Genomic DNA, 23,496 nt, shown 5'->3' with positions numbered 1-23,496 from the left:
TTCCAAGAAAAGTTGCTCTTTACTTTTTAAGGAATTTATCTTTTTTCCGAAGGACTGATTCAAAAGAACTAGCCATGTAAACGAATATTTTTTGATCCTTGGAATGTATTTCGTTGTTTTAGTTCTCGATCAATTGCATTTAATACTTCCCATTTCTTTAAACTCCAAAGTGGGCCGATAATTGTATCTCGTGGGGCGTCCCCAGTCAATCGATGAATGATAATTTCAGGTGGAATTTGTTCAACTTGGTCACAAATTAGATTGACATAGGTTTCCATATCCATAAATTCCAGTCGACCTTCATGATAATCACGAACCATTTTTGTGTTACGCATTAGGTGCAATAAATGCAGTTTAACGCCTTGGATATCAGAGTCTAAAATCATACGCTTATTACTCTCTAGCATCATTTCAGTCGTTTCGCCGGGTAAACCATTAATTAGGTGGGTACAAACATTAATGTTGTGTTTCCTTAATTTTTCAACTCCATCTAAATACGTTTGATAGTCATGAGCTCGATTAATAAGTTGACTAGTTTTTTCATGAATCGTTTGTAGCCCCAACTCAACCCAAAGATAGTAACGTTGATTTAATTCAGCTAAGTAATCTACAACATCGTCTGGTAGACAGTCAGGTCTAGTGGCAATTTGAATTCCAACAACGCCTTTTTCATTGACTACTTGTTCAAATTTGTGCCGTAACTCGGCAACTGGTGCATGTGTATTTGTAAAGTTTTGGAAGTAAGCAATGTATTTTGTGACATTGGGCCATTTGTTATGCATCATTTGAACTTCTTTTTGAAATTGAATGGGCAAGGGATCGATTCGGTCTCCAGCAAAATCACCAGAACCCGAAACGCTACAAAATGTACAGCCACCGTGAGCAACAGTACCGTCTCGATTTGGACAGTCAAAACCACCATCTAAAGGAACTTTGAAAACTTTTTCGCCAAATTGTTCCCGTAAAGCATAATTCCAAGTATGGTAACGTTTATTTGGATCGTTTGTAAATTTAAATTGGTTCATTTTATTTTCACCTCATATAATAGTTTACCACGAAAAGATAAATTTTGATGAAAAAATAAGGTGAAAAAGGATGGAATGCTAAAAATCTATTTTGCATAACCCAAACAATAGTGTAAACTGTTAGGGTTGGTTAATTTTATTTAATGTAGAAGGGACATGATGCAAATGAATAAAAAGGAAAGATTGCCTCGTGATCTATGGATTGTCGCAATTGGAATGGTTTTATTATATACAGGTTTGTCTTTTATTTGGCCTTTTAATATGCTTTATATGACAGAAAATTTAGGGATGTCCGATACAGCTGCAGGAACGGCTTTGTTGGTTAATTCTGGAATCGGTATTATTGGAAGTGTAATCGGTGGGATTATTTTTGATAGAGTCTCTGGTTATGTTTCGTTAGCAATTGGTACGGGTATTTTAGTTTTAACAACGGGCTCTTTGTTTTTATTTCATGGGCATCCAGCTTTTATTTATAATATTTGGGCTGTTAGTGTAGCAATGGGAATGGTTTTTGCAGGTTTATACACAGCAGCAGGTCTGACTCATCCTAGTGGTGGACGGACAGGATTTAATACGATCTATGTTGCCCAAAATATTGGAGTAGCTGTAGGTCCATTTTTAGCTGGTTTTTTGGCAAAAGATGGATTGGGTAATGTTTACACTGGATCGTTTGCTTTTGCACTTATTTATGCTTTATTCTTTTTTGTTTATTTCCGTAAAATAGATTGGCACTCAAATAAGGTAACCAGCGAGACAAAACATAAACAAAAAGGGACAGTTAGAGGGAAAGCAACTAAAATTGGTTTAATTTCATTTGGGTTATTACTCTTAACATATCTATTTTGTCAGTTGCCTCATGTGCAATGGCAATCAAACCTTTCAACGTACATGACTAGTCAAAAAGGGGTTACAACAGCTCAGTATGGAAACTTATGGAGTATTAATGGAACGCTAATTTTAATTGGACAAGTTCTGATTATTCCTTTAGTAGCAAGATTTAAAGAGAAATTAAGTCTTCAAATTTATATTGGAATTGGCTTATTCTTCTGTTCGTTTTTATTCGCGATGCAAGCAGAGTCTTATGGTGGATTTTTACTAGGGATGATTTTATTAACGCTAGGAGAAATGTTTGCTTGGCCAGCAATTCCGACAATTGCTTATAAATTAGCTCCAGTTGGGCAAGCGGGTTTGTATCAAGGTTTGGTTAACGGAACTGCAACAGCAGCACGTATGATTGCTCCGATATTTGGAGCAGTAGTGGTTGCCAATTTAGGTGGCATTACAAGTTTATTCATCGCTATTTTTATTTTGTTAGGTTTAGCTATCGTATCTTTATTCCTCCAACAAAAAACACAAAAAATGATGGATATTTAAACTAGTTAATACAAAAAAGCTTTAGAATTGGTATGTTCACCAATTCTAAAGCTTTTTTATTTAGCCAGTAGTTGAAGTGCTTTTGATTGAAACCATTGACTCCATTTTTCATAGTAAGCAAGAGCCAAAGCCATCCATGAAAAAGCAAGTAGATAGCCACCTAGAATATCACTAGGAAAGTGAACGCCAGCATAAATACGACTCATCCCAATAGAAACAATCATAAAACTAGCAATAAGACAGACGATGATTTGTAACTTATTTGAGCGAATGAATTGGCAAAGAATAAAGGCCACGCTAAAATAAAAAACCATAGAACCCATTGCATGACCACTAGGAAAACTAAATGTATTTTCATTGACCAGATGTTCAATAATTGGACGTGGGCGTCTGAAAATATTTTTCATCGTTAGATTTAGTAAACCTGCTCCTATAGCTAAATTAACCACAAACCAACACGCATTTCCCCAATCCTTTTTTCGGAAAATTAAAAACAGACAAAAAATAAAGCCCATAAAAATAATTAATTTTACACTCCCGAATTGAGTAATTGGAAGATAAAAATTAGATTTTCCAGTTGTGATAGGGTCTCGAATTAGAGTGGTTAGATTTTGATCAAAAGTTAGAACCCAAGTAGCCTTCAACATTACACTACTAGCGACAAAGCCAAAACCCAAAAGAGCTAGTAAGCTAGCAAATACCCATTTTTTTTGATAGTGATTCATAAAATACCTCAAACTTTCATAAATAGTGAAGATGAAATAAAAACTAACCTTTCTTTTAAAAGGAAAGGTTAGTTTTGTTTCTTCTTATTATAATTGTAGCTTAAATTCATTTTTATGTCTTTTAAAATTAGCTTAAGTTCTTAATCAAAATCCTCATCATCATTTTCATAAGCGCTATGATTAACTTCTATATCTCCAGCGTTAGTTTTTAAATTCATTTTATACTTGCCAGCTCCAAAAGTTTGTTCACGATTATTTTGATCAAAAATATCCATTTCCCCTAGATCAGTGGCAGCTATTACTGTTAGATTAGTTGGTTTTGACTCGCTTTGCACATTGATACTTCCGAAGTTCGTTTGTAAGTCAATATTTTGATCAATTGTTTTATTTGTTAAATCTATTTCACCCGCGTTACTTGTTGCCACAAGATCACCAGTTACCTGATTTAAATCAATGTTTCCAGCGCTAGTATTCAGTTTCGTTTTTGAACTTACTAAATTGTTTACATAAAGGGCACCAGCACTGGCTTTTAGATCAGTATTCGTAATGGCAGATTGAGAAAGGGAAATACTTCCCGCATTTGTTTTAGCATTTAAATCAGTTAATTTCAAGCCAGATAAATTAATATCTCCAGCATCTGTTTTAAGCTCAAGACTTTCACCGACAAAATTATTTGTATAAATCTCCCCAAAATTTGTTTTAACAGTTGCTTGCTTAACTGATTTTGGTAAAGAAACAGTAGCAGAGCGGTTATTATAATTAAAAAATAGCACAAAATTCATTTCTATTAATTTAGGTTCATCAAATGTAACTTCTAATGTATCTCCATTTTGTTTTGTTTTAATGTCAAATTTATCCGCAGATTGCGTTTCTCCATTGACAGAAACATGAATTTTATTATCAGGAGAATCAGCTAAAGTGATATCCATTGAGGTCCCTTTAACAGAAACTTGCTTAACTGAAGTCGCATCAACGGTTTTGTTGAGATCCAAAGTGACTTTTTTATGAGCCATTGGATAGGTAACGATTGATCCAACAGCTCCGATTGCTAACATGCTCAGACTTAAAATTACCATTCGTTTAATAAGTTTAGTTTTCATAGTAAGGTCCTCCAAAAATTGTTCTAACATTCCATAATACATAACGTTTTACTAATTTGAAAATTAGTATAGTAATTGGATAGAGAAGGGTAAGTAGGAGCAAACCAACGCCGCATAATAAAATCGTAAAGAAAAATTGGAAGAGGCTAGCTGTTGAGAAGGCTGTTACAATCATAAAAATACCGCCCAGTGGCGTTAAAGTAAAAGCGATACTAGTAATCCATCCGGCAAATAAACAACCTAAAAGTGCAACTGCAGGTCCTAAAACAAAGACTAAATTGAAAAATCCTAAGCCGATAAATTTAAAAACGGTCATTAAAGGACTATTTGGATTATGACGTCTAGGTTGGTAACTTGGTTCTTGATAGGGATTTTTCTCATTTTCAAATGAAACCCAATCTCCTTGACTGTATTCTGGTCCTTTTACTTGAGGTTTGACACCTAAAGTTGTTAAAATTTCTTTCGCGATTTGGGAAGGACTTCCTAGTTCTTTCGCAATTTGCTCTTCGGTCTTTCCTTCTGCCAATCCATTTTCAAAATGTTCTAGATAGTCGCGCATCACATCTTGACGTTCACTTTCATCTAAATCACGCAAACTCAATTTTAATTCAATCATAAAATGTTCTTTATTCATTGTCTCATTCATCTCCTATTTCAATAATTGTATCAACACTTTTTATAAACTCTTTCCATTCAATCAATTGCTTTCCTAAATAAGCGACTCCATCTTCTGTAACCTGGTAATATTTACGGCTAGGCCCTTCGTTGGATTCTTGTAAGTAAGTTGTGCAAAGTCCTTCTTTTGTTAATTTTCTTAACAAGGGGTAGATCGTTCCTTCAGATATTTCAATGTGTTTTGAAATAGTTTCAATCAACTCATATCCGTAACAATCTTTTTTTTCTAAAATAACTAACACACACAGTTCTAAGACACCTTTTTTAAATTGGGTATTCAATTTTTCACCTGCTTACATAGTAAGTTTGTTTTGCGATACATTAAATATACTCGCTACTATTATCTATTACAAGGTAGTAAGTAAAAAACAAGACTAAAGTCTGATGTGTAGTCAGTCTTACTGCGGATAGAAGGATTGGACTTTAGAAAGCGATATCAAATAATCTAAGAAAAGTCACACTTTCTTTACTTTATTTTAAGAAATGTCTGGTAAAGTGTAAATAGATTAAAGAAAGAGGGAGCGTGGCGTCCTATGCTAATTGATGATAGTATCTTAAAAAATGAATATGGTTGCGGCCAAATTAAAAATGTTGATTTTCCTAAAATTACAATAGAAACTGAAGAGGGTCAAATACTAGAACTTAAAATAACTAAAAAACAAAAAAGAGATCCAATCTTTTGGAAATCAATTAAAGATATTTGGCAAGCTGGAATTTGGATTCCATTTAATAAAAAATTATCTAACTTAATTGAGTCTGATTGGCTAGTTGAAACTAATCCTGCTTTTGCTTAAAAATTTTTGTCATAACTCAGTAATTAAACTTACTTAAAGCGCTAAAAAAACAACTATAAAATGTTACTTCTACTATAAATAGGAGCTCATTTTATAGTTGTTTTTTTATGGGAAAGTACTAGGTAAAGGCAAAAAGGCGCTATATTTGTGAAATTATAAGCAAAAATTCAACTAGATTATTTTGTTACGAAAATGTGACGATTATTAAGAATTTCGAAAATTTCCGTTATTTCTTTAAAAAAAATTTAAATAACGCTATAATGAAGTGTAACTTAGTGTGAATTTAATTGTCGTACTTAGTCATTTAGAAGTATTGGCTAGACTTTTAAGAAGTCCAGTGATGAAAATTAGCTTTAAACAGGAGGGTTTACTTTGGAAAAGACTAGAAAAGAACGTATTACCGCAAAAAAAGCAACACAAAGATTAGAGCAGTTTAAAGAAAGTAATGTTGTTGTAAAGAAAGGTTTAGCCTTTGTTAGCACAACTTTAATTGTAGGTTCATTAAGTTTACCTACCTTTTCTGCAGTAGCTAGTGCAAATGAATTGGCAAATTCAAACCAAAAGAAAATCGAAGAAAATAATGAAACGCCTATTGAAGGAACTAAAGAAGCAATTGAACCTGCATCTACAGTTGATAGCAGTGTTGCTGACAGTAGTGAAGCAGCTTCAAGTGAAAGTGAGTCAGTGGATTCTAGTGAAGTTGCTCCTGAAGCGGAAGAACCAGCTAAAGAAGAAACTGTACCTGTGATTGAGACTGAAGAACCACTTTCCAAAGAAGAAGTCAAAGAACAAGATATTTCTGAAGTTCAAGCGCCAGTTGCTAACTATGCAGTAGCAGAACAAATGTTGATGTCTCGTAGTATGGCTCCACAAGCTTTTATTAATCAAATAGCAAGTTCAGCACAAACCATTGCTAATTCAAATGATTTGTATGCATCAGTGATGATTGCTCAAGCGATATTAGAAAGTGGCTGGGGAAACAGTGCATTAGCATCAAGCCCTAACTTTAATTTATTTGGTATCAAAGGCAATTATAATGGTCAATCTGTAGCAATGAAAACCTTAGAAGATGATGGACACGGCAATTATTATGAAATTATAGATTATTTTAGAAAATACCCTTCTTATCACCAATCATTATTAGAAGATTATGCATCAGTTCTTCGTAATGGCCCTAGTTGGAACCACAACTATTACTCTGGTGCTTGGAAGAGCAATACGAGCTCATATCGTGATGCTACAGCTTATCTACAAGGACGTTACGCAACCGATACATCATATGCATCTAAATTAAACAGTGTTATTGCTGCGAATAATTTAACGCAATACGATACTGGTGGTGGCGGTAATGTAACACCTGATCCAAATCCAGGTGGAGAAACTGGAAACGGAAATGGTGGTTCAACAGGAACTGAAACAACTTATACAGTTAAATCAGGCGATTCATTATGGGGAATTGCAAGTAAACATGGTGTTTCTGTAGCTAACTTGAAATCTTGGAATAATTTAAAATCAGATATGATTTTTGTTGGACAAAAACTGATTGTAAAAGGCGGAACAACAACACCAACGCCTAAACCAGACCCAACACCAACACCGGATCCAACTCCAAACCCTGGAACAAGTTCAACTTATACAGTTAAAGCTGGTGATTCATTATGGAGCATTGCTAATAAACATGGTGTTTCTGTAGCAAACTTGAAATCTTGGAATAATTTGAAATCTGACATTATTTTAGTTGGACAAAAATTAACGGTTAAAGGTGGAACAACAACTCCAGCACCAAATCCAGGGACTGGAAATGGTTCAAATAATGGAAACGGCGGAGGAACCTCAACTGGTTCAACCTATACAGTTAAATCAGGCGATTCATTATGGGCAATTGCTAATAAACATGGTGTTTCTGTGGCTAACTTAAAAGCATGGAACAATCTATCATCAGACACGATTCATATTGGTCAAACATTGACTATTAAAGGTGGAACAACGGCGCCAGCACCAAATCCAGGAACTGGTTCAAATAATGGAAACGGCGGAGGAACTACAACTGGTTCAACTTATACAGTTAAATCTGGTGACTCATTATGGTCGATTGCAAACAGTAACGGTGTTTCTGTAGCCAACTTAAAAGCGTGGAATAATCTATCATCAGATACGATTCTTGTTGGACAAAAATTAACAATTAAAGGTGGAACTACGACGCCAGCACCAAATCCAGGAACAGGTTCAAATAATGGAAATGGTGGAGGAACAACAACTGGTTCAACCTATACAGTTAAATCAGGTGATTCATTGTGGGCGATTGCCAACAAAAATAATGTTTCAGTAGCGAATTTGAAGGCTTGGAATAACCTGTCATCAGATACAATTCATATTGGTCAAAAATTAACAATAAAAGGTGGAACAGCAACACCAGCACCAAATCCAGGAACAGGATCAACTACTGGAAATACTGGTGGAACTACAGCTGGATCAACTTATACAGTTAAATCGGGCGACTCATTATGGATGATTGCAAATAAAAATAATGTTTCAGTAGCGAATTTAAAATCATGGAACAAATTAAGTTCAGATGTGATTTTTGTTGGTCAAAAACTAGTGCTTAAAGCTGGTGGTTCAACAACCAATACAAACACAAATACAAACCCAACGTCAAATAAAACGTATAAAGTTATTAGTGGCGATTCATTATGGGTAATCGCAAATAAAAATGGTACAACTGTAGCCAATTTAAAAGCGTGGAATAATCTTAAGTCAGATGTGATTTTAGTAGGTCAAACTTTAATTATAAATAAATAATCAAAAAGTAAAGAATCTGCATTGAGTTTAATGCAGATTCTTTGTTATTAATAATTGGAAAATTAATGAGATTTAGCTCTTTTTTTAATTTAAAAAAACTCGTTTAAAAGGCTAAATACTGCTATTTAATCAACCCTCTTTAGAAAAAATTAAAAAATGCTATTTTTATTCTTGACAGCTACTTTGTTATTTGATATTATAAGCTATGTTAAATCAGTTGAAACCGATTTCTTGTGACTATTCAATTAGGCAAGGAAAACTATGTAGGCTATGAGTCTATGTAATTTTCCTTGCCTAATTTTTTTTCATTCGGTTTTATGCAATGCACTTATTTTTTAGGCAAGAGGTTCTAACAAAAAAGTTTTAGGAGGAAAAAGAAAATGATGAAATATTTTCAACGTATTGGTCGTTCATTGATGCTTCCTGTAGCTGTTTTACCAGCAGCAGCAGTATTGATGGGGATAGGGTATTGGATTGATCCATCTGGATGGGGTGGAGATAGTGCAATGGCTGCTTTCTTAATTAAAGCAGGTTCTTCAATTATTGACAACATGGCCGTTTTATTTGCTGTTGGTATTGCTTTAGGAATGTCAAAAGACAAAGATGGTTCTGCAGCACTGAGTGGTTTAGTTGCCTTTCTAGTTGTCACAACTTTACTATCAACAGATTCTGTTGCAATGTTACAAGGAATCAAACCAGAGGCTGTTAACCCAGCATTTGCTAAAATTGGAAATCAATTTATTGGAATATTATCTGGTTTAATTGCTGCTGAAATGTACAATCGTTTTAGTCATGTTCAGCTGCCACAGGCTTTGGCCTTCTTTAGTGGAAAACGGCTCGTGCCAATTATGTCTGCAGTAGCAATGATTATTGCTTCTGCTATTCTCTTCTTTGTATGGCCAGTTATCTTTACTGCGCTAGTTTCATTTGGTACAGCTATTAGTAAATTAGGTTGGGTCGGAGCTGGTTTATATGGTTTCTTCAACCGTTTATTAATCCCTACAGGTTTACATCATGCGTTAAATTCTGTTTTCTGGTTTGATGTCGCTGGAATTAATGATATTGGGAACTTCTGGGCTGGAACAGGTACTAAAGGTATCACTGGTATGTATCAAGCTGGTTTCTTCCCAGTAATGATGTTTGGTTTACCAGCAGGTGCATTTGCGATGTATCAAGCTGCACGTCCAGAAAAGAAAAAAGTAGTAGCTTCATTAATGATTGCTGCAGGCTTCGCATCATTCTTTACTGGTGTAACTGAGCCTTTAGAATTCTCATTTATGTTTGTAGCTCCAGCATTATACTTTGTACATGCTGTATTAACAGGACTTTCATTAGCTGTAGCAGCATTCTTCCATTGGACTGCTGGTTTTGGATTTAGTGCAGGACTTGTCGATTTCGTTTTAAGTTTTAGATTACCATTAGCAAACCAACCTTATATGTTAATTTTACAAGGTTTAGTCTTTGCAGCTTTATATTACTTCCTATTTAAATTCTTAATTGCTAAATTCAATTTAATGACTCCAGGTCGTGAAGAGGGTGAAGGCGAAGAAGATGAAGATATGCCGACTGAAAAAACAGTTGATGTTCCAGAAGGTGGAAATAAATTTACACCAATGGCAACTAAAATTTATGCTGGTTTAGGCGGAGATGAAAATGTAACAGCGGTTGATAATTGTACAACACGCTTGCGTATTCAGGTCAAAGATATGGATAAAGTTGATCAAAAAGCAATAAAAGCAACTGGTGTACCAGGCATTAATGTCGTTGGTAAAAATGATATTCAAGTCATCGTCGGGACTGAAGTTCAATTTGTTGCAGACGAGATTAATAAAATTAAAAAATAGATAGTTGTAGAAACTCTGAGGTTGTATAATCTCAGAGTTTTTTTGTTCTTTTTTTGAAAAAAGCTATTGTGAGTTAACTAATTAAGTTTATTGTCAGACATAGGAAAAAGTGTTAATCAAATGCTTAAATCTGTATGTGCAAGCATGAAAGAAGAGTATTCAATTAGGTTGGTTATGTGAATGAAACAACTACCGGACAATCTTGTGAAATTGTCCGTTGGTTAGATAGCGTTTTCATTGTATAGTCTTGTTGTAGAAGTAAAGGAGGAATTTAAATGGAATAGATTTTTAATCGACTTTTTATAACTCTATGTATTTTTCACAATCTTTTTTTAAGAAAGTTTTTAATCGGCTCTTATTTTTCACTATTATTTTATCTTTTCAATAATTAATGGTACGATAACAGTATCAGTAATTGAAATCGTTTTCTATAAATAAAACAAACTTAAGGAGATGTTTTAAATGGAAAGTTTTTATGCTGAGTTAATTGGAACAATGGTCTTGATTGTTTTTGGAAGTGGTGTTGTTGCAGGAAATTTATTAATTAAGTCAAAAGCCTATAATATGGGCTGGGTGGGAATTACGATTGCCTGGGCTTTAGGTGTGACACTAGGTGTTTATGTTGTAGCAGGAGGTAGTGCTGCGCATTTAAATCCAGCTGTCACACTAGCATTTGCGGCAATCGGGGCATTTCCTTGGTCGGAGGTTCCTCAATACATTGCAGGGCAGTTAATTGGTGCTTTTTTAGGAGCTATAATTGTTTATTTAGTTTATGTGAAACATTGGAAAGTAACTGAAGATAAAGGCGCTAAATTAGGTGTTTTCGCAACTGGTCCAGCAATTAGAAGTCCATTTGCAAATTTGATGACAGAAGCTATTGGTACATTTATTTTAGTTTTCGGTCTATTATCAATCGGAGCAAATGAATTTTCAGTGGGCTTAAATCCGATTATTGTTGGATTACTGATCTTAGGGATTGGTTTAGCTTTAGGTGGACCAACAGGTTATGCAATAAATCCAGCTCGCGATCTAATGCCACGTATTGCTCATGCTATTTTACCAATTGCCGGTAAAGGCGATTCAGATTGGAGTTATGCTTGGATCCCAGTTGTCGGACCGATTATTGGTGCCTTGGCAGGAGGATTTTTCTATAAGGTGGTTTATTTTGAGTCTTCTATTATTGGTTTAATTATTTTTATAATTGTATTAGCTAGTTTAGTAATTGGAACAAAAGAAAAGAATTAAATGGGGTATAGATATATGGAGAAAAAATATGTTTTAGCAATTGATCAAGGGACAACGAGTACGAGAGCGATTTTATTTAATAAAAAAGGAGAAATTGTGCATACATCACAGCGTGAGTTTACACAATATTTTCCAGAGCCTGGCTGGGTTGAACATGATGCCAATGAAATTTGGGTAACGACATTGGCTGTTATTGCAGGTGTTTTAATTGAGTCGGATACAAAGCCTACTGAAATTCATTCAATTGGGATTACAAATCAACGTGAAACGACGGTTGTATGGGATAAGAATACAGGATTGCCAGTTTATCATGCTTTAGTCTGGCAATCTCGTCAAACTAGTGATATTGCCAACCAAATTATAGCGGATGGTTATGAAGAATTAGTTAAAAGCAAAACGGGTTTGAGGGTAGATGCTTATTTTTCAGGAACAAAAGTTAGATGGATTTTAGACAATGTTGAAGGCGCCAGAGCTCGTGCTGAAAAAGGAGATTTATTATTTGGAACAATTGATACTTGGTTGATTTGGAAATTAACGGGAAATAAAGTCCATGTCACAGATTATACAAACGCTTCTAGAACGATGATGTTTAATATTCATGAGTTGAAATGGGATGATGAATTATTAGATATTTTAACGATTCCTAAAAAAATGTTACCAGAAGTACGCTCTTCTTCAGAAGTTTATGGAGAAACGGTTGAATACCATATGTTTGGACAGCGGGTTCCAATTGCTGGTGTTGCTGGAGATCAGCAAGCAGCTTTATTTGGTCAAAATTGTTTTGAAGAAGGAATGATTAAAAATACCTATGGAACAGGTTGTTTCATTTTAATGAATACTGGTGAGAAAGCTGTTAACTCAGAGAATGGTTTAATTACGACGATTGCTTACGGTTTAGATGGTAAAGTTAATTATGCGTTAGAGGGCAGTGTGTTCGTTGCTGGTTCGGCTGTTCAATGGTTGCGAGATGGCTTGAAAATGTTTACGGATGCTGGTGAAACTGAAGAGTATGCCTTGCGAGCCGGAAATTCGGATGGTGTTTACATGGTGCCAGCTTTTGTTGGGTTAGGTGCGCCGCATTGGGATACAGATGCCCGAGGAGCGATTTTTGGATTAACGAGAGGTACCTCAAAAGATGTCTTCATTCGCGCTACGCTAGAGTCGATTGCCTATCAGTCCAAAGATGTGATGGAGACCATGATTAAAGATTCTGGTATTCCAATTACAGAAATGCGTGTCGATGGTGGAGCAGCTAAAAATAATTTCTTAATGCAATTTCAAAGTGATATTTTAAATATTGAGATTAAACGACCAAAAGTTAGTGAAACAACAGCTTTAGGTGCAGCATATTTAGCGGGCTTAGCTACTGGTTTTTGGGAAAGTATTGAAGATATTAAGGCAAATTGGTTATTAGATAAGAGTTATGAACCTAAGATGGAAGATGCAGAACGTGATGTGTTATACCACGGTTGGGAAAAAGCTGTAACTGCAACAAGAAGTTTTAAAAATTAAGGAATAAGTTGCGAGTCAAATAGTAGAAAAAGGAAGTGTGTGATGATGAAATTTTCTAAACAAACTAGGCAGGATAATATTGAAAAAATGCAAAAAGCACCGCTTGATCTTTTGGTTATTGGCGGTGGGATTACGGGAGCAGGAATTACGTTAGATGCGCAAGATAGAGGCTTGCAAGTAGGTGTTTTAGAGATGCGAGATTTTGCTTCTGGAACGTCTAGTCGTTCAACAAAATTAGTCCATGGAGGTTTGCGATATCTAAAACAATTTGAAATTAAAGTTGTGCAAGAAGTTGGGCAAGAACGTGCTATTGTTTATGAAAATGCCCCGCATGTTACTACACCTTTATGGATGGTACTCCCATTTTATAAAGGGGGGACTTTTGGATCCTTTACGACCGCTATTGGGTTAGAAATGTACGATCATTTAGCAAAGGTTAAAAAGAATGAACGTCGTTATATGTTGAAACCAGAACGAGCTGTTGAAAAAGAACCTTATCTAAAGAAAAATGGTTTAAAGGGTGCCGGCGTATATGTTGAATATCGAACAGATGATGCACGTTTAACAATCGAAGTTCTAAAAAAAGCTGCTGAGAAAGGGGCATATATTGCCAATTATGTTAAAGTCGAACGTTTTATTTATGATGTAGATGGTAGAGTTAAAGGCGTTTATTTTCATGATGAATTGACTGGGGAGACGGGTCAGATTTATGCGAAAAAAATTATTAATGCCTCAGGTCCGTGGGTGGATGATTTACGCGAGTTAGACGATTCTAAAAAAGGAAAGACGATGCATTTAACAAAGGGAGTTCATTTAGTTATTGATGAAAGCAAGTTCCCGATTAGTAATGCGATTTATTTTGATACACCTTTTGATGATAAACGCATGATGTTTGCCATTCCTAGAGAAGGAAAAATATATATTGGGACAACGGATACGAATTACAAAGGGGATCCCAAAGAACCTGGGGTAACTTTAGCAGATGTTGAGTATATTCTTGCTGCGGCAAATCAAATGTTCGATATTACGCCAATTCAAGTTGCAGATGTGGAATCTAGTTGGTCAGGAGTTAGACCATTGATTCATGAGGAAGGCAAGGATCCTTCCGAAATTTCTCGAAAAGATGAGATTTTTCATTCGGAAAGTGGACTGTTTACTATTGCAGGTGGAAAATTAACTGGTTATCGTAAGATGTCTGAAAAAGTGGTCGATCAAGTAATGCTTGAATTATCGATTGAAGAGGGACGGGCTTATCGAAAATCAGCGACTAAAAATTTAATTTTATCAGGTGGCGATGTTGGCGGTGGAGATCTTTTTGATCAATTTGTTGCTGAAAAAGTTGAAGTAGGTACTCATTTAGGGCTAGATTCATTAACAGCAGAAGCACTTGTTCATCGTTATGGCTCTAATGTTGATGAGGTATATAGTTATCTAAAAGCTAGTCAAGGGAGTGCGTTAGAACCAGTTGACTATTTAATGCTACATTACGGGCTGGAACATGAGATGGTGATTAAACCAATTGACTACTTATTGCGCCGTAGCAGCCAATTACTGTTTGATAGTGAACATGCAAAAGCTGTGAAAGAGTTAATTGTAGACGAGATGGCTGAATATTATGACTGGGATGAGGCAGTGAGAGCAGAGTATTTAGATGAAGTTGAGCAACAACTTACAGCTAGTACAACTTTTAATTAAAGTACTTTAGATGCATTGTTTTTGATTAAAAATAATTGTGGGACTTGAAAAAATTAAAAATAGATGCTAGACAAAATTCAAGAGACTCACCAAACCCCCATATCCGGCTTGATATGGGGGTTTTTGCTATATATATGTATAACTTGGCGTTAGCTAGTCACCTAGTGTCTATTTTTTATCTCCGGTTTTTGCAATAAAAAAAGCGTGTGTTCGGATTAAAAATGATTGGAACTGTGGTATACTTTTAGTGAGTAAATTGAAATGAGGGATAGCTAGTGAGAATGAATTGGGACCAATTATTAAATGATGAACGTCGTCGTAAAACGACAGTGAACTATGCGAAATCAAGAGATGTTCGAAGTGCTTTTGAAAATGATTATCAACGAATTGTAATGAGCGCTTCTTTTCGTCGTTTACAAGATAAAGCTCAAGTCTTTCCATTGGAAAAAAGTGATTTTATTCGCACGCGTTTAACACATTCTTTAGAAGTATCAACAATTGCAAAATCAATGGGTGGAATGGTTGCCTATCATTTACTAGAGAATCAATTAGATGATGCCTTTACAAAAGAGCACGCAGAAAAAATCCCAGAAGTTTTAGCTTGTGCCGGCTTATTACATGATATGGGAAATCCACCTTTTGGGCATTTTGGTGAAGAATCAATTCGTGAGTGGTTTCAAGAGAATAGTCATGTACTTGTTTATGGAGATAGAACACTTGCTGAGGTCTTAGATAAAAGTATGCTACAAGACTTTTTCAATTTTGAAGGGAATGCTCAAGTCTTGAGAGTGATTTCAAAATTACATTATCAATTCGATGAGTATGGGATGAATTTAACCTATGCAACACTAAATAGTATTATGAAGTATCCTGTTTCTTCAACCGAAATTAATAAAAAACAAATTCGCAGTAAGAAAATGGGCTATTTCCACGCAGACCAGCAATTATTTGATGAGATAACAGAATCAACTGGGGCGCTGAATCGTCGCCATCCGTTAACTTATTTACTAGAAGTTGCCGATGACATTGCCTATTTGAATGCTGATTTAGAAGATGGAATCAAAAAGGATATTGTTTCAATTGCCCAAATTTTAAATGAGTTTGAAGCTGTTGAAAATCCAAATCGCGTGACTGCAACTGTTCATCAAGAGTTGATTAAGCGCAGTGAGCGTTATAAGAATCACGATGATAGCTTTACTGGTCAACAATGGATTGCTTCAAGTTTAAGAGGGCAGTTAATTAATCGTTCGCTGGAAGTTTTTTATGAAAATTATGAAGCGATTATGGCTGGCACGTTTAATGAATCGTTACTAGATGCTTCTGAAGCAGATCAATTGGTAACGACTTTACAAGGACTTTCAAGAAAGTATCTTTATGTCGATAAAGGCGTTGTAGAAACCGAATTGGCTGGAAGTGAAATTATTGGCTCTTTATTAGATATGTTTATTCCTGCAGCAATTTATTATGATAGTGAATTATCGGATCGAGCGACACAGAAGAGTAAACGGCTTATGTCTTTAATATCAGATAACTATATTGGTTGCTACCATAAAAATGCAGAAGGTCAAACAGATGAAATGAAGCTGTATTTACGCTTATTGTTAATTACCGATTTTATTTGTGGCATGACCGATAGTTATGCAAAAGATTTATATCAAAAATTACATGGTTTAATTTAAAAAAACAAGCTGAGATTTAACTATCTCAGCTTGTTTTTATTGATTCGTTAAGTCAGGGGTGGGGAGATTGTTCTCCTGTTCCAAATCACGCTGAATTTCTTCAGTCGTGCGTTTGCCACGTTTAAAGACAATTTGCTTACTTGTTACATAATTGATTAATGAAGCAACTAGATTAGCAGCTAATTTAGCCCATAGAGCATTTATGCCAAAAATAGTTAAAAGAAGCCACATTGTAAAAGTGTCAAAAAAACCTGAAACAAGACGAAATCCAACAAAATGGCTAGCTTCATAAATTGTTTCTTTTAATTGCTTCGGGGGAGTTTTAAAAACAAAACGCCGATTTGTATAGTAACCAAATAATACGGTTACGACCCAGACGATTCCATTTATAACCAAATAATGAATAGGCACTGTTAGGATGAGTAATTCATAGAGGCCTAAATTTATTCCTGTTGCAATCAGACCCCAAAAAAAATAACGAAGAAACTCTTGATACGTGCTAATTAATTTTTTTCCTTTTAGTTTCACGTAAATTCAGCTCCTTTCGTCTCATTGTAGATATGCAATATCCTTTATTATACGCTTTTTTTCAAATTTAACAATTATTTTCTCTGAATTTGCTAAAAAGTATTGTAATTATTTGAAAATACCATAAAATAGAATGGGTGTATTTTATTAAAATAAGACTGTTTTATAACTATTAAATGAGATTGAATAAAAATTAGGAGCGATATGATGGGGAAAGTTTGGCAACAGTATAAAGCGTCAGTTTTATTATTAGGTGGATTGATTATTGGCGGAATTGCTGGAGTTGTGTTTGGAGAGAAAGCGACTGTAGTTCAACCATTAGGTGATTTATTTTTAAATTTAATGTTTGTTATGTTAGTGCCGTTAGTTTTCTTTAGTATTTCATCGGCTATAGCGAATATGAATGGCATGAAACGATTAGGAAAAATTATGGGAAGTACTTTTTTTATTTTTTTTGCGACAGCTTTAGTAGCTGCAGTTGTAGGGTATATCGGGGTTGTATTATACAATCCAATTAAAGGGATTGATGTAGATAGTGTCAAAGCTTTAATGGGGACACCAGAGGCGAGTAGTACAGCAGACATGGGTTTGTTAGAGAGAATAGTGAATACGTTAACGGTTCCAGATTTTCATTTGTTACTGTCTAAATCAAATATGCTTCAACTAATTGTTTTTTCAATTTTAGTCGGTGTATCTACATCAATGGCTGATGAAGCAGGAAAACCAGTTGCTAAATTATTAGCATCAGGAAATGCTGTGATGATGAAGATGGTTTCAGTGATTATGTATTATGCACCAATTGGATTAGGCTGTTATTTTGCTAGTGTAATTGGGACATTAGGATCAAAAATTTTAGGTGGGTATGCTCGGAGTATGATTTTATATGTAGTCATTGCAGTTATCTACTATCTTCTATTCTTTTCTATGTATGCCTTTATTGCAGGTGGAAAGGCAGGTTTAAAGATTTATTGGCGCAATATCGCTCCGCCATCAATAACTGCAATTGCTACATGTTCTAGTGCAGCCTCTATCCCAGTAAATCTGGAGTATGCGAAGAAGATGGGAATTACACCTGATATTGCTGAAACAGTCATACCTTTAGGTGCGAATACACATAAAGATGGATCAGTTATTGGCGGTGTCATAAAAATTGCCTTTTTATTTGGTATTTTTGGTAAGGAAATGACAACACCTTCAGCTATGGTTACAGTTATTCTTGGGGCCTTTTTAGTTGGAGCCGTAATGGGTGCAATACCTGGTGGCGGCATGATTGCAGAAATGCTAATTGTAAATATTTTTGGTTTTCCGTTAGAAGCAGTTCCTGTTATTGTCATTATTAGTACGATTATTGATATGCCTGCAACATTGATAAATTCTTCCGGGAATTTGGCATCAGGAATGTTGGTTACTCGGATTGTTGAAGGCAAAAATTGGCTAAAAGATTTTTTAACAGATACACCGGCTTGAAGATAATTAAAAACCGATTTCTTCTTCTTATCTGCTAATTGCATAGGAAGAAATCGGTTTTTTAATGGTTAAATCATTTTAGTAGCATCTACCCATAAATCAAATTCAGCTTCTGTGACAAAATTTAAAGCAAGAGCAGATTCTCGTAAGGATAAATTTTCAGCTAACGCTTTTTTCGCAATCGTTGCACTTTTTTCATAACCAATATGTGGGCTTAAGGCAGTAACTAACATTAGTGAACGTTCAACTAATGTTCCCATAGCCGCTTCGTTTGCTTCTAAACCAACTAAACAATTCAGTCTAAAAGAGCGCATAGCATCACTTAATAAGTTCACAGACTGTAAAAAATTAAGAATAATAACCGGTTTATAAACATTTAATTCAAAATTCCCTTGGCTAGCAGCTACATTAATGGTCACATCATTTCCCATAACTTGAGCAACTACCATTGTGAGAGCCTCAGACTGAGTTGGATTGATTTTACCAGGCATAATCGAACTGCCAGGTTCGTTTGCTGGAATAGTGATTTCACCAATACCGCTACGGGGGCCACTGGCTAACCAGCGTACATCATTAGCGATTTTCATTAAATCACTAGCCAAACTACGAATGGCACCATGAGTATAGCTTAAATCAGAATGACTTGTTAAGGCGTAAAATTTATTTGGAGCACTTTTAAAGGGATGTCCCATAGCTAAGCTGAGTTCATTGGCAACAGCTTCACCGAAGCCAGCAGGAGCATTTAACCCAGTCCCAACAGCAGTTCCACCTATCGCTAACTCTAATATACTTTGACTACTCGTTTCAATAAAATGCAGACCACGTTCAATCATTGTTTTCCAACCACTAATTTCTTGGCCAAAGGTTAAAGGTGTTGCATCTTGCAGATGAGTGCGTCCAATTTTAACTAGGTTCTGATAAGCTTCTATTTTTTCTTCTAAAACCTCAATCATTTTTTTACATTCTGGAATTAATTCAGAAATAACCGCATCATAAGCCGCAATATTCATTGCTGTTGGAAACGTATCATTAGAACTTTGCGACATATTTACATGGTCATTAGGATGGATGGTCAATTTTGTGCCTTCAGATTGTTGATTTGCTAAATGAGCAATGACTTCATTCATATTCATATTACTTTGTGTACCACTGCCAGTTTGCCATGTGACAAGTGGGAAATGCTCCATATATTCCCCAGTCAAAATTGCGTCTGTTGCCGCAACAATCGCCTCTTTAATCTGTGGATCAAGAGTCTTATTTTGTTCGTTGACAATAGCAGTAGCGCGTTTTAATTGAGCAAAAGCTAAAATAACGGAAGCTGGTATCTTTTCAGTTCCAATTTTAAAATTAGCCAGACTGCGTTCGGTTTGAGCACCCCAGAATTTATCATTTGCGACTTTGATTTCTCCTAAAGAATCTTTTTCAATGCGGTATTGTTGGTGAGTATCGGGCATTTTATCTGTCACTCCATTTCTAATTTTGGATGTCACTCTATTTTAGCATGATAGAGACCTAGATGGGAGTTAGAAAATTAAAATACTTAGATAAATGATTCAGCTATCTTGCAACTGATGCAGATATTTGTTAGAATATAGACAATATCATGAAAAGACAGTGAAAAGGAATAGTAGTAAGGCATCTTTGATAGAGAGTACATGGTTGGTGGAAATGTACAAAGATAAATTATGAACTCGCCTTGTGAGTCGCTTTTTTGAACGTAATCATTGGTTGATTAGCAAATAGAAAAAGTCGTAGCGCCTGCGTTAAAGGTATGAGGAGTCTATAAGTCTAGTTTATTTACTTATAGAAAATATAGGTGGTACCACGAAATTGTCCAGTCAATTCGTCCTATGAACACTAAAAAAGAGTTATTTTTATTTGGTGTTCATAGGGCGAATTTTTTATGTTGTTAAATAGATTAAATTCGACCGTGACTGAGTAGTAATGTATCAAACTAAATAACGATGGAGAGAGGAACAAAGACAATGAGTTATAATCACAAAACGATTGAAAAAAAATGGCAAAAATATTGGGCAGCCCATAATAGCTTCAATACAACTGAAGATCCAAAAAAAGAGAATTTTTATGCACTAGATATGTTCCCTTACCCATCTGGCCAAGGCTTGCATGTCGGACATCCAGAAGGCTATACAGCGACGGATATTTTAGCAAGAATGAAACGTTCACAAGGCTATAATGTCTTACATCCAATGGGATGGGATGCTTTTGGCTTGCCAGCTGAGCAATATGCTTTAGATACAGGTAATGATCCAGCTGAATTTACAGAGCACAATATTGGAACGTTTCGTCGTCAAATTAATTCACTAGGATTTAGTTATGATTGGAATCGCGAAATCAATACAACAGATCCTCATTATTATAAATGGACTCAATGGATTTTTACTAAACTTTATGAAAAAGGTTTGGCTTATGAAGCTGAAGTTGCCGTTAACTGGTGTCCAGCATTGGGAACCGTTTTAGCAAATGAAGAAGTCATTGATGGCAAAAGTGAACGTGGAGGATTCCCAGTTTACCGTAAACCAATGAAACAATGGATGCTTAAAATTACGGCATACGCAGAACGCTTACTAGACGATTTAGAGACTGTAGATTGGCCTGAAAGCATTAAAGATATGCAACGAAATTGGATTGGTAAGTCAGTTGGTGCAAATGTAACCTTTAAAATTAAAGATAGATCTGAAGATTTTACTGTTTTTACAACACGCCCAGATACTTTGTTCGGAGCGACTTATGCTGTGCTAGCTCCAGAGTTAGATTTGGTTAAAGAAATCACAACTCCTGAACAAAAAGAAGCTGTTGAAGCGTATATTACTGAAGTTAGTTTAAAAACAGATTTGGATCGAACTGATTTAGCAAAATCGAAAACGGGTGTCTTTACAGGTGCTTATGCTGTAAATCCAGTTAATGGTCAAGAGATTCCAATTTGGATTGCAGACTATGTATTGGCGACCTATGGTACTGGTGCGATTATGGCCGTTCCAGCTCATGATGAACGCGATTATGAATTTGCAAAAACCTTCAATTTAACTATTATCCCTGTTTTAGAAGGTGGAAATGTTGCTGAAGAACCTTATACTGGTGATGGAGTCCATGTTAATTCTGGATTTTTAGATGGGTTAGATAAAGAAACAGCGATTGAAGTCATGAATAAATGGTTAGAAGAAAACGGTCATGGCAAGAAAGAAATCACGTATCGTCTACGCGATTGGCTGTTTTCTCGTCAACGTTATTGGGGTGAACCAATTCCAGTTATTCATTGGGAAGATGGTACAACAACGGCACTTCCAGAATCAGAATTGCCATTGTTATTGCCTAAAACAGATGAAATTAAACCTAGTGGTACAGGTGAGTCTCCGTTAGCGAACATTTCAGAATGGGTGAATGTAGTAGATCCTGAAACGGGAATGAAAGGGCGTCGTGAAACGAATACAATGCCACAATGGGCGGGTAGCTCATGGTATTTCTTACGCTTTATCGATCCTCACAATAAGAATGAAATTGCCAGTAAAGAAAAATTAGAAAAATGGTTGCCTGTTGATATTTATATTGGTGGAGCAGAACATGCGGTTCTTCATTTACTTTATGCACGTTTCTGGCATAAATTTTTGTATGATATCGGTGTAGTTCCAACCAAAGAACCATTCCAAAAATTATACAATCAAGGAATGATTCTTGGTGAAAATAATGAGAAGATGTCTAAATCAAAAGGCAATGTTGTGAACCCTGATGATGTTGTTGAAAAATTTGGTGCTGATACATTACGTATGTACGAAATGTTCATGGGACCTTTAGATTCAGCTATTGCTTGGAGCGAAAATGGGCTTGAAGGAAGTCGTAAATTCTTGGACCGTGTTTGGCGCTTGGTTGTTGATGAAGAAGGCAAACTACGTGATCGCATTACAACCATTAATAATGGTAAACTTGATCGAGTGTATCACCAAACTGTGAAAAAAGTGACGGAAGATTATCAAAGCTTACATTTTAATACGGCTATCTCTCAAATGATGGTATTTGTCAATGAAGCCTATAAAACAGATGCTTTGCCAATTGAGTATGTAGCTGGATTAGTTCAATTATTAGCTCCAATTGCGCCACATGTTTCTGAAGAACTATGGGAAAAATTAGGAAATGAAAGTAGCTTAACATATGTTAGCTGGCCAACTTATGATGAAAGTTTCCTAGTTGAATCTGAAGTTGAAGTTATTTTCCAAGTCAACGGCAAAGTAAAAGCCAAAGCAATGGTTCCAAAAGACATTGCAAAAGACGATATGGAAACATTAGCGACAGAAAATGAAGCGATAAAAGAAGCGCTTGTTGGTAAAACTGTTCGCAAAGTAATTGTAGTACCTGGAAAATTAGTTAATATTGTTGCAAATTAATTAAAAAAAGATGAAGTCAAAAATGACTTCATCTTTTTTGTTGCCTTTATTTGCGATCTGACCAACTTTTTTTCGCATGGTCTTCAACATTTTCTTGTGTTTCTTTAGCTAGTTCAATTTCTTTTTCAACATCTTCAACAGCCAAACGTGTAATTCGACCTTCTAATTTTTGGAAAACTAACTCATTAATAAAACGATTATCATCTTCTTCAGCGATTAAAATTAGCCCTGTGTCACCCTCATGAATGATATCTATTGTTTCTTCAAAGACGGACATAGCACCTTTAATTTCTTTTGCATCTTGAACAGATCCAATTAGACTACCTGTAAACCAACCTAATAAAACACCTAGTGGACCGGCTAAAACGCCAACTAGCATTCCAATTAAGCCACCTTTCATATTCTTATCAGGACCATTAAAATCGATAAATTCTTTTGGCTCTAGTTGATGATTTGGCTTATGCTCTAAAATAGCCATTTGTTCACCTTTAATTTGTTTTTCAACATGCATTTTTTTGATCTCAGAAAAGGCTTGATACGATTTACTTTCTGAATCAAAGTTCATAATAATAACATTATTACTCATTGATAGTCACGCTCCATTCGATTAATTTCAGTACATGTTAAGTATACT

Annotated in this window: 17 protein-coding genes, 1 pseudogene and 1 other annotated feature; of the genes and pseudogenes, 10 read left to right on the top strand and 8 right to left on the bottom strand. The window is 35.4% G+C overall.

All coding sequences use genetic code 11. The features are described 5' to 3' along the window. Positions 1-68 precede the first annotated feature (68 nt). Positions 69-1,025, bottom strand: coding sequence for a tRNA modification radical SAM protein MnmL/YtqA (mnmL, locus tag BR77_RS05760; RefSeq protein ID WP_035064208.1), 957 nt, complete (start codon positions 1,023-1,025; stop codon positions 69-71). 159 nt (positions 1,026-1,184) lie between these two features. Here mnmL and BR77_RS05755 point away from each other — a divergent pair, with 159 nt between their 5' ends. Beyond that, a complete protein-coding gene (locus tag BR77_RS05755; protein WP_010050165.1) occupies positions 1,185-2,399 on the top strand; it encodes an MFS transporter in 1,215 nt (404 codons plus the stop codon). 56 nt (positions 2,400-2,455) lie between these two features. On the opposite strand, the gene BR77_RS05750 is transcribed toward BR77_RS05755, so the two are convergent. From BR77_RS05750 to BR77_RS05735, 4 genes are all read right to left on the bottom strand, one after another. Next, positions 2,456-3,124 carry a phosphatase PAP2 family protein gene (locus BR77_RS05750; protein ID WP_010050217.1) on the bottom strand — a complete coding sequence of 223 codons (669 nt, stop codon included), beginning with the start codon at positions 3,122-3,124 and terminating at the stop codon, positions 2,456-2,458. Positions 3,125-3,264: 140 nt separating this feature from the next. Beyond that, positions 3,265-4,224 (bottom strand): DUF4097 family beta strand repeat-containing protein, encoded by a 960-nt coding sequence (locus BR77_RS05745; protein ID WP_015075880.1) that lies wholly within the window; start codon positions 4,222-4,224, stop codon positions 3,265-3,267. After that, on the bottom strand, positions 4,214-4,858 hold the full coding sequence (locus BR77_RS05740; protein WP_010050221.1) for a DUF1700 domain-containing protein: 645 nt from the start codon (positions 4,856-4,858) through the stop codon (positions 4,214-4,216). The genes BR77_RS05745 and BR77_RS05740 overlap by 11 nt, the downstream gene beginning before the upstream one ends. Before the next feature lie 4 nt (positions 4,859-4,862). Next, the gene (locus BR77_RS05735; RefSeq protein ID WP_015075881.1) at positions 4,863-5,180 is read right to left on the bottom strand and encodes a PadR family transcriptional regulator; all 318 of its coding nucleotides are present in this window, start codon (positions 5,178-5,180) and stop codon (positions 4,863-4,865) included. A 252-nt stretch (positions 5,181-5,432) separates the two neighbouring features. Between BR77_RS05735 and BR77_RS05730 the strand changes: the two genes are divergently transcribed. From BR77_RS05730 to BR77_RS05700, 7 genes and pseudogenes are all read left to right on the top strand, one after another. Continuing rightward, positions 5,433-5,693, top strand: a complete 261-nt coding sequence (locus BR77_RS05730; RefSeq protein WP_015075882.1) for a hypothetical protein — start codon at positions 5,433-5,435, stop codon at positions 5,691-5,693. A 372-nt stretch (positions 5,694-6,065) separates the two neighbouring features. Continuing rightward, positions 6,066-8,492, top strand: coding sequence for a LysM peptidoglycan-binding domain-containing protein (locus BR77_RS05725; RefSeq protein WP_035064204.1), 2,427 nt, complete (start codon positions 6,066-6,068; stop codon positions 8,490-8,492). Between the two features lie 380 nt (positions 8,493-8,872). After that, positions 8,873-10,333 (top strand): annotated as a pseudogene (gene nagE, locus BR77_RS05720) (N-acetylglucosamine-specific PTS transporter subunit IIBC); the annotation flags it as partial. A 465-nt stretch (positions 10,334-10,798) separates the two neighbouring features. Beyond that, positions 10,799-11,581: an MIP/aquaporin family protein gene (locus tag BR77_RS05715; RefSeq protein WP_035064198.1), complete on the top strand. Its 783-nt coding sequence runs from the start codon at positions 10,799-10,801 to the stop codon at positions 11,579-11,581. Between the two features lie 15 nt (positions 11,582-11,596). Beyond that, complete coding sequence (gene glpK / locus BR77_RS05710) at positions 11,597-13,093, top strand: glycerol kinase GlpK (RefSeq protein ID WP_010050233.1); 1,497 nt, start codon at positions 11,597-11,599, stop codon at positions 13,091-13,093. A gap of 42 nt (positions 13,094-13,135) precedes the next feature. Beyond that, the gene (locus BR77_RS05705; protein WP_035064194.1) at positions 13,136-14,788 is read left to right on the top strand and encodes a glycerol-3-phosphate dehydrogenase/oxidase; all 1,653 of its coding nucleotides are present in this window, start codon (positions 13,136-13,138) and stop codon (positions 14,786-14,788) included. Positions 14,789-15,069: 281 nt separating this feature from the next. Continuing rightward, positions 15,070-16,467, top strand: coding sequence for a deoxyguanosinetriphosphate triphosphohydrolase (locus tag BR77_RS05700; protein ID WP_010050237.1), 1,398 nt, complete (start codon positions 15,070-15,072; stop codon positions 16,465-16,467). 36 nt (positions 16,468-16,503) lie between these two features. Here the strand turns inward: BR77_RS05700 and BR77_RS05695 are convergent, their stop codons facing one another. Then, entirely contained in the window at positions 16,504-16,995 is a 492-nt protein-coding gene (locus BR77_RS05695) for a GtrA family protein (RefSeq protein ID WP_015075888.1), read from the bottom strand. A 207-nt stretch (positions 16,996-17,202) separates the two neighbouring features. Here BR77_RS05695 and BR77_RS05690 point away from each other — a divergent pair, with 207 nt between their 5' ends. Beyond that, positions 17,203-18,462, top strand: coding sequence for a dicarboxylate/amino acid:cation symporter (locus BR77_RS05690; protein WP_016356364.1), 1,260 nt, complete (start codon positions 17,203-17,205; stop codon positions 18,460-18,462). Positions 18,463-18,530: 68 nt separating this feature from the next. Here BR77_RS05690 and fumC read toward each other — a convergent pair whose 3' ends face one another. Beyond that, entirely contained in the window at positions 18,531-19,916 is a 1,386-nt protein-coding gene (gene fumC / locus BR77_RS05685; protein WP_035064189.1) for a class II fumarate hydratase, read from the bottom strand. Between the two features lie 151 nt (positions 19,917-20,067). After that, positions 20,068-20,316: a binding site (T-box leader), on the top strand. A 131-nt stretch (positions 20,317-20,447) separates the two neighbouring features. Between fumC and leuS the strand changes: the two genes are divergently transcribed. Beyond that, on the top strand, positions 20,448-22,862 hold the full coding sequence (gene leuS, locus BR77_RS05680) for a leucine--tRNA ligase (RefSeq protein ID WP_015075892.1): 2,415 nt from the start codon (positions 20,448-20,450) through the stop codon (positions 22,860-22,862). Between the two features lie 46 nt (positions 22,863-22,908). Here the strand turns inward: leuS and BR77_RS05675 are convergent, their stop codons facing one another. After that, positions 22,909-23,448: a DUF1269 domain-containing protein gene (locus BR77_RS05675; RefSeq protein ID WP_015075893.1), complete on the bottom strand. Its 540-nt coding sequence runs from the start codon at positions 23,446-23,448 to the stop codon at positions 22,909-22,911. Positions 23,449-23,496: the final 48 nt, after the last annotated feature.

Source organism: Carnobacterium maltaromaticum DSM 20342 (assembly GCF_000744945.1).
Taxonomy (GTDB): Bacteria; Bacillota; Bacilli; order Lactobacillales; family Carnobacteriaceae; genus Carnobacterium; species Carnobacterium maltaromaticum.
This window is presented reverse-complemented; position numbering and strand designations above follow the sequence as displayed.

Excerpts from the sequence above, each read along its gene's own strand:
- glpK (WP_010050233.1), top strand. The coding sequence starts at position 11,597 with ATGGAGAAAAAATATGTTTTAGCAATTGATCAAGGGACAACGAGTACG.
- BR77_RS05700 (WP_010050237.1), top strand. The coding sequence starts at position 15,070 with ATGAATTGGGACCAATTATTAAATGATGAACGTCGTCGTAAAACGACA.
- BR77_RS05675 (WP_015075893.1), bottom strand. The coding sequence starts at position 23,448 with ATGAGTAATAATGTTATTATTATGAACTTTGATTCAGAAAGTAAATCG.
- BR77_RS05740 (WP_010050221.1), bottom strand. The coding sequence starts at position 4,858 with ATGAATAAAGAACATTTTATGATTGAATTAAAATTGAGTTTGCGTGAT.
- BR77_RS05750 (WP_010050217.1), bottom strand. The coding sequence starts at position 3,124 with ATGAATCACTATCAAAAAAAATGGGTATTTGCTAGCTTACTAGCTCTT.
- mnmL (WP_035064208.1), bottom strand. The coding sequence starts at position 1,025 with ATGAACCAATTTAAATTTACAAACGATCCAAATAAACGTTACCATACT.
- BR77_RS05705 (WP_035064194.1), top strand. The coding sequence starts at position 13,136 with ATGATGAAATTTTCTAAACAAACTAGGCAGGATAATATTGAAAAAATG.
- BR77_RS05690 (WP_016356364.1), top strand. The coding sequence starts at position 17,203 with ATGGGGAAAGTTTGGCAACAGTATAAAGCGTCAGTTTTATTATTAGGT.
- BR77_RS05745 (WP_015075880.1), bottom strand. The coding sequence starts at position 4,224 with ATGAAAACTAAACTTATTAAACGAATGGTAATTTTAAGTCTGAGCATG.
- BR77_RS05715 (WP_035064198.1), top strand. The coding sequence starts at position 10,799 with ATGGAAAGTTTTTATGCTGAGTTAATTGGAACAATGGTCTTGATTGTT.
- BR77_RS05730 (WP_015075882.1), top strand. The coding sequence starts at position 5,433 with ATGCTAATTGATGATAGTATCTTAAAAAATGAATATGGTTGCGGCCAA.
- leuS (WP_015075892.1), top strand. The coding sequence starts at position 20,448 with ATGAGTTATAATCACAAAACGATTGAAAAAAAATGGCAAAAATATTGG.
- fumC (WP_035064189.1), bottom strand. The coding sequence starts at position 19,916 with ATGCCCGATACTCACCAACAATACCGCATTGAAAAAGATTCTTTAGGA.
- BR77_RS05755 (WP_010050165.1), top strand. The coding sequence starts at position 1,185 with ATGCAAATGAATAAAAAGGAAAGATTGCCTCGTGATCTATGGATTGTC.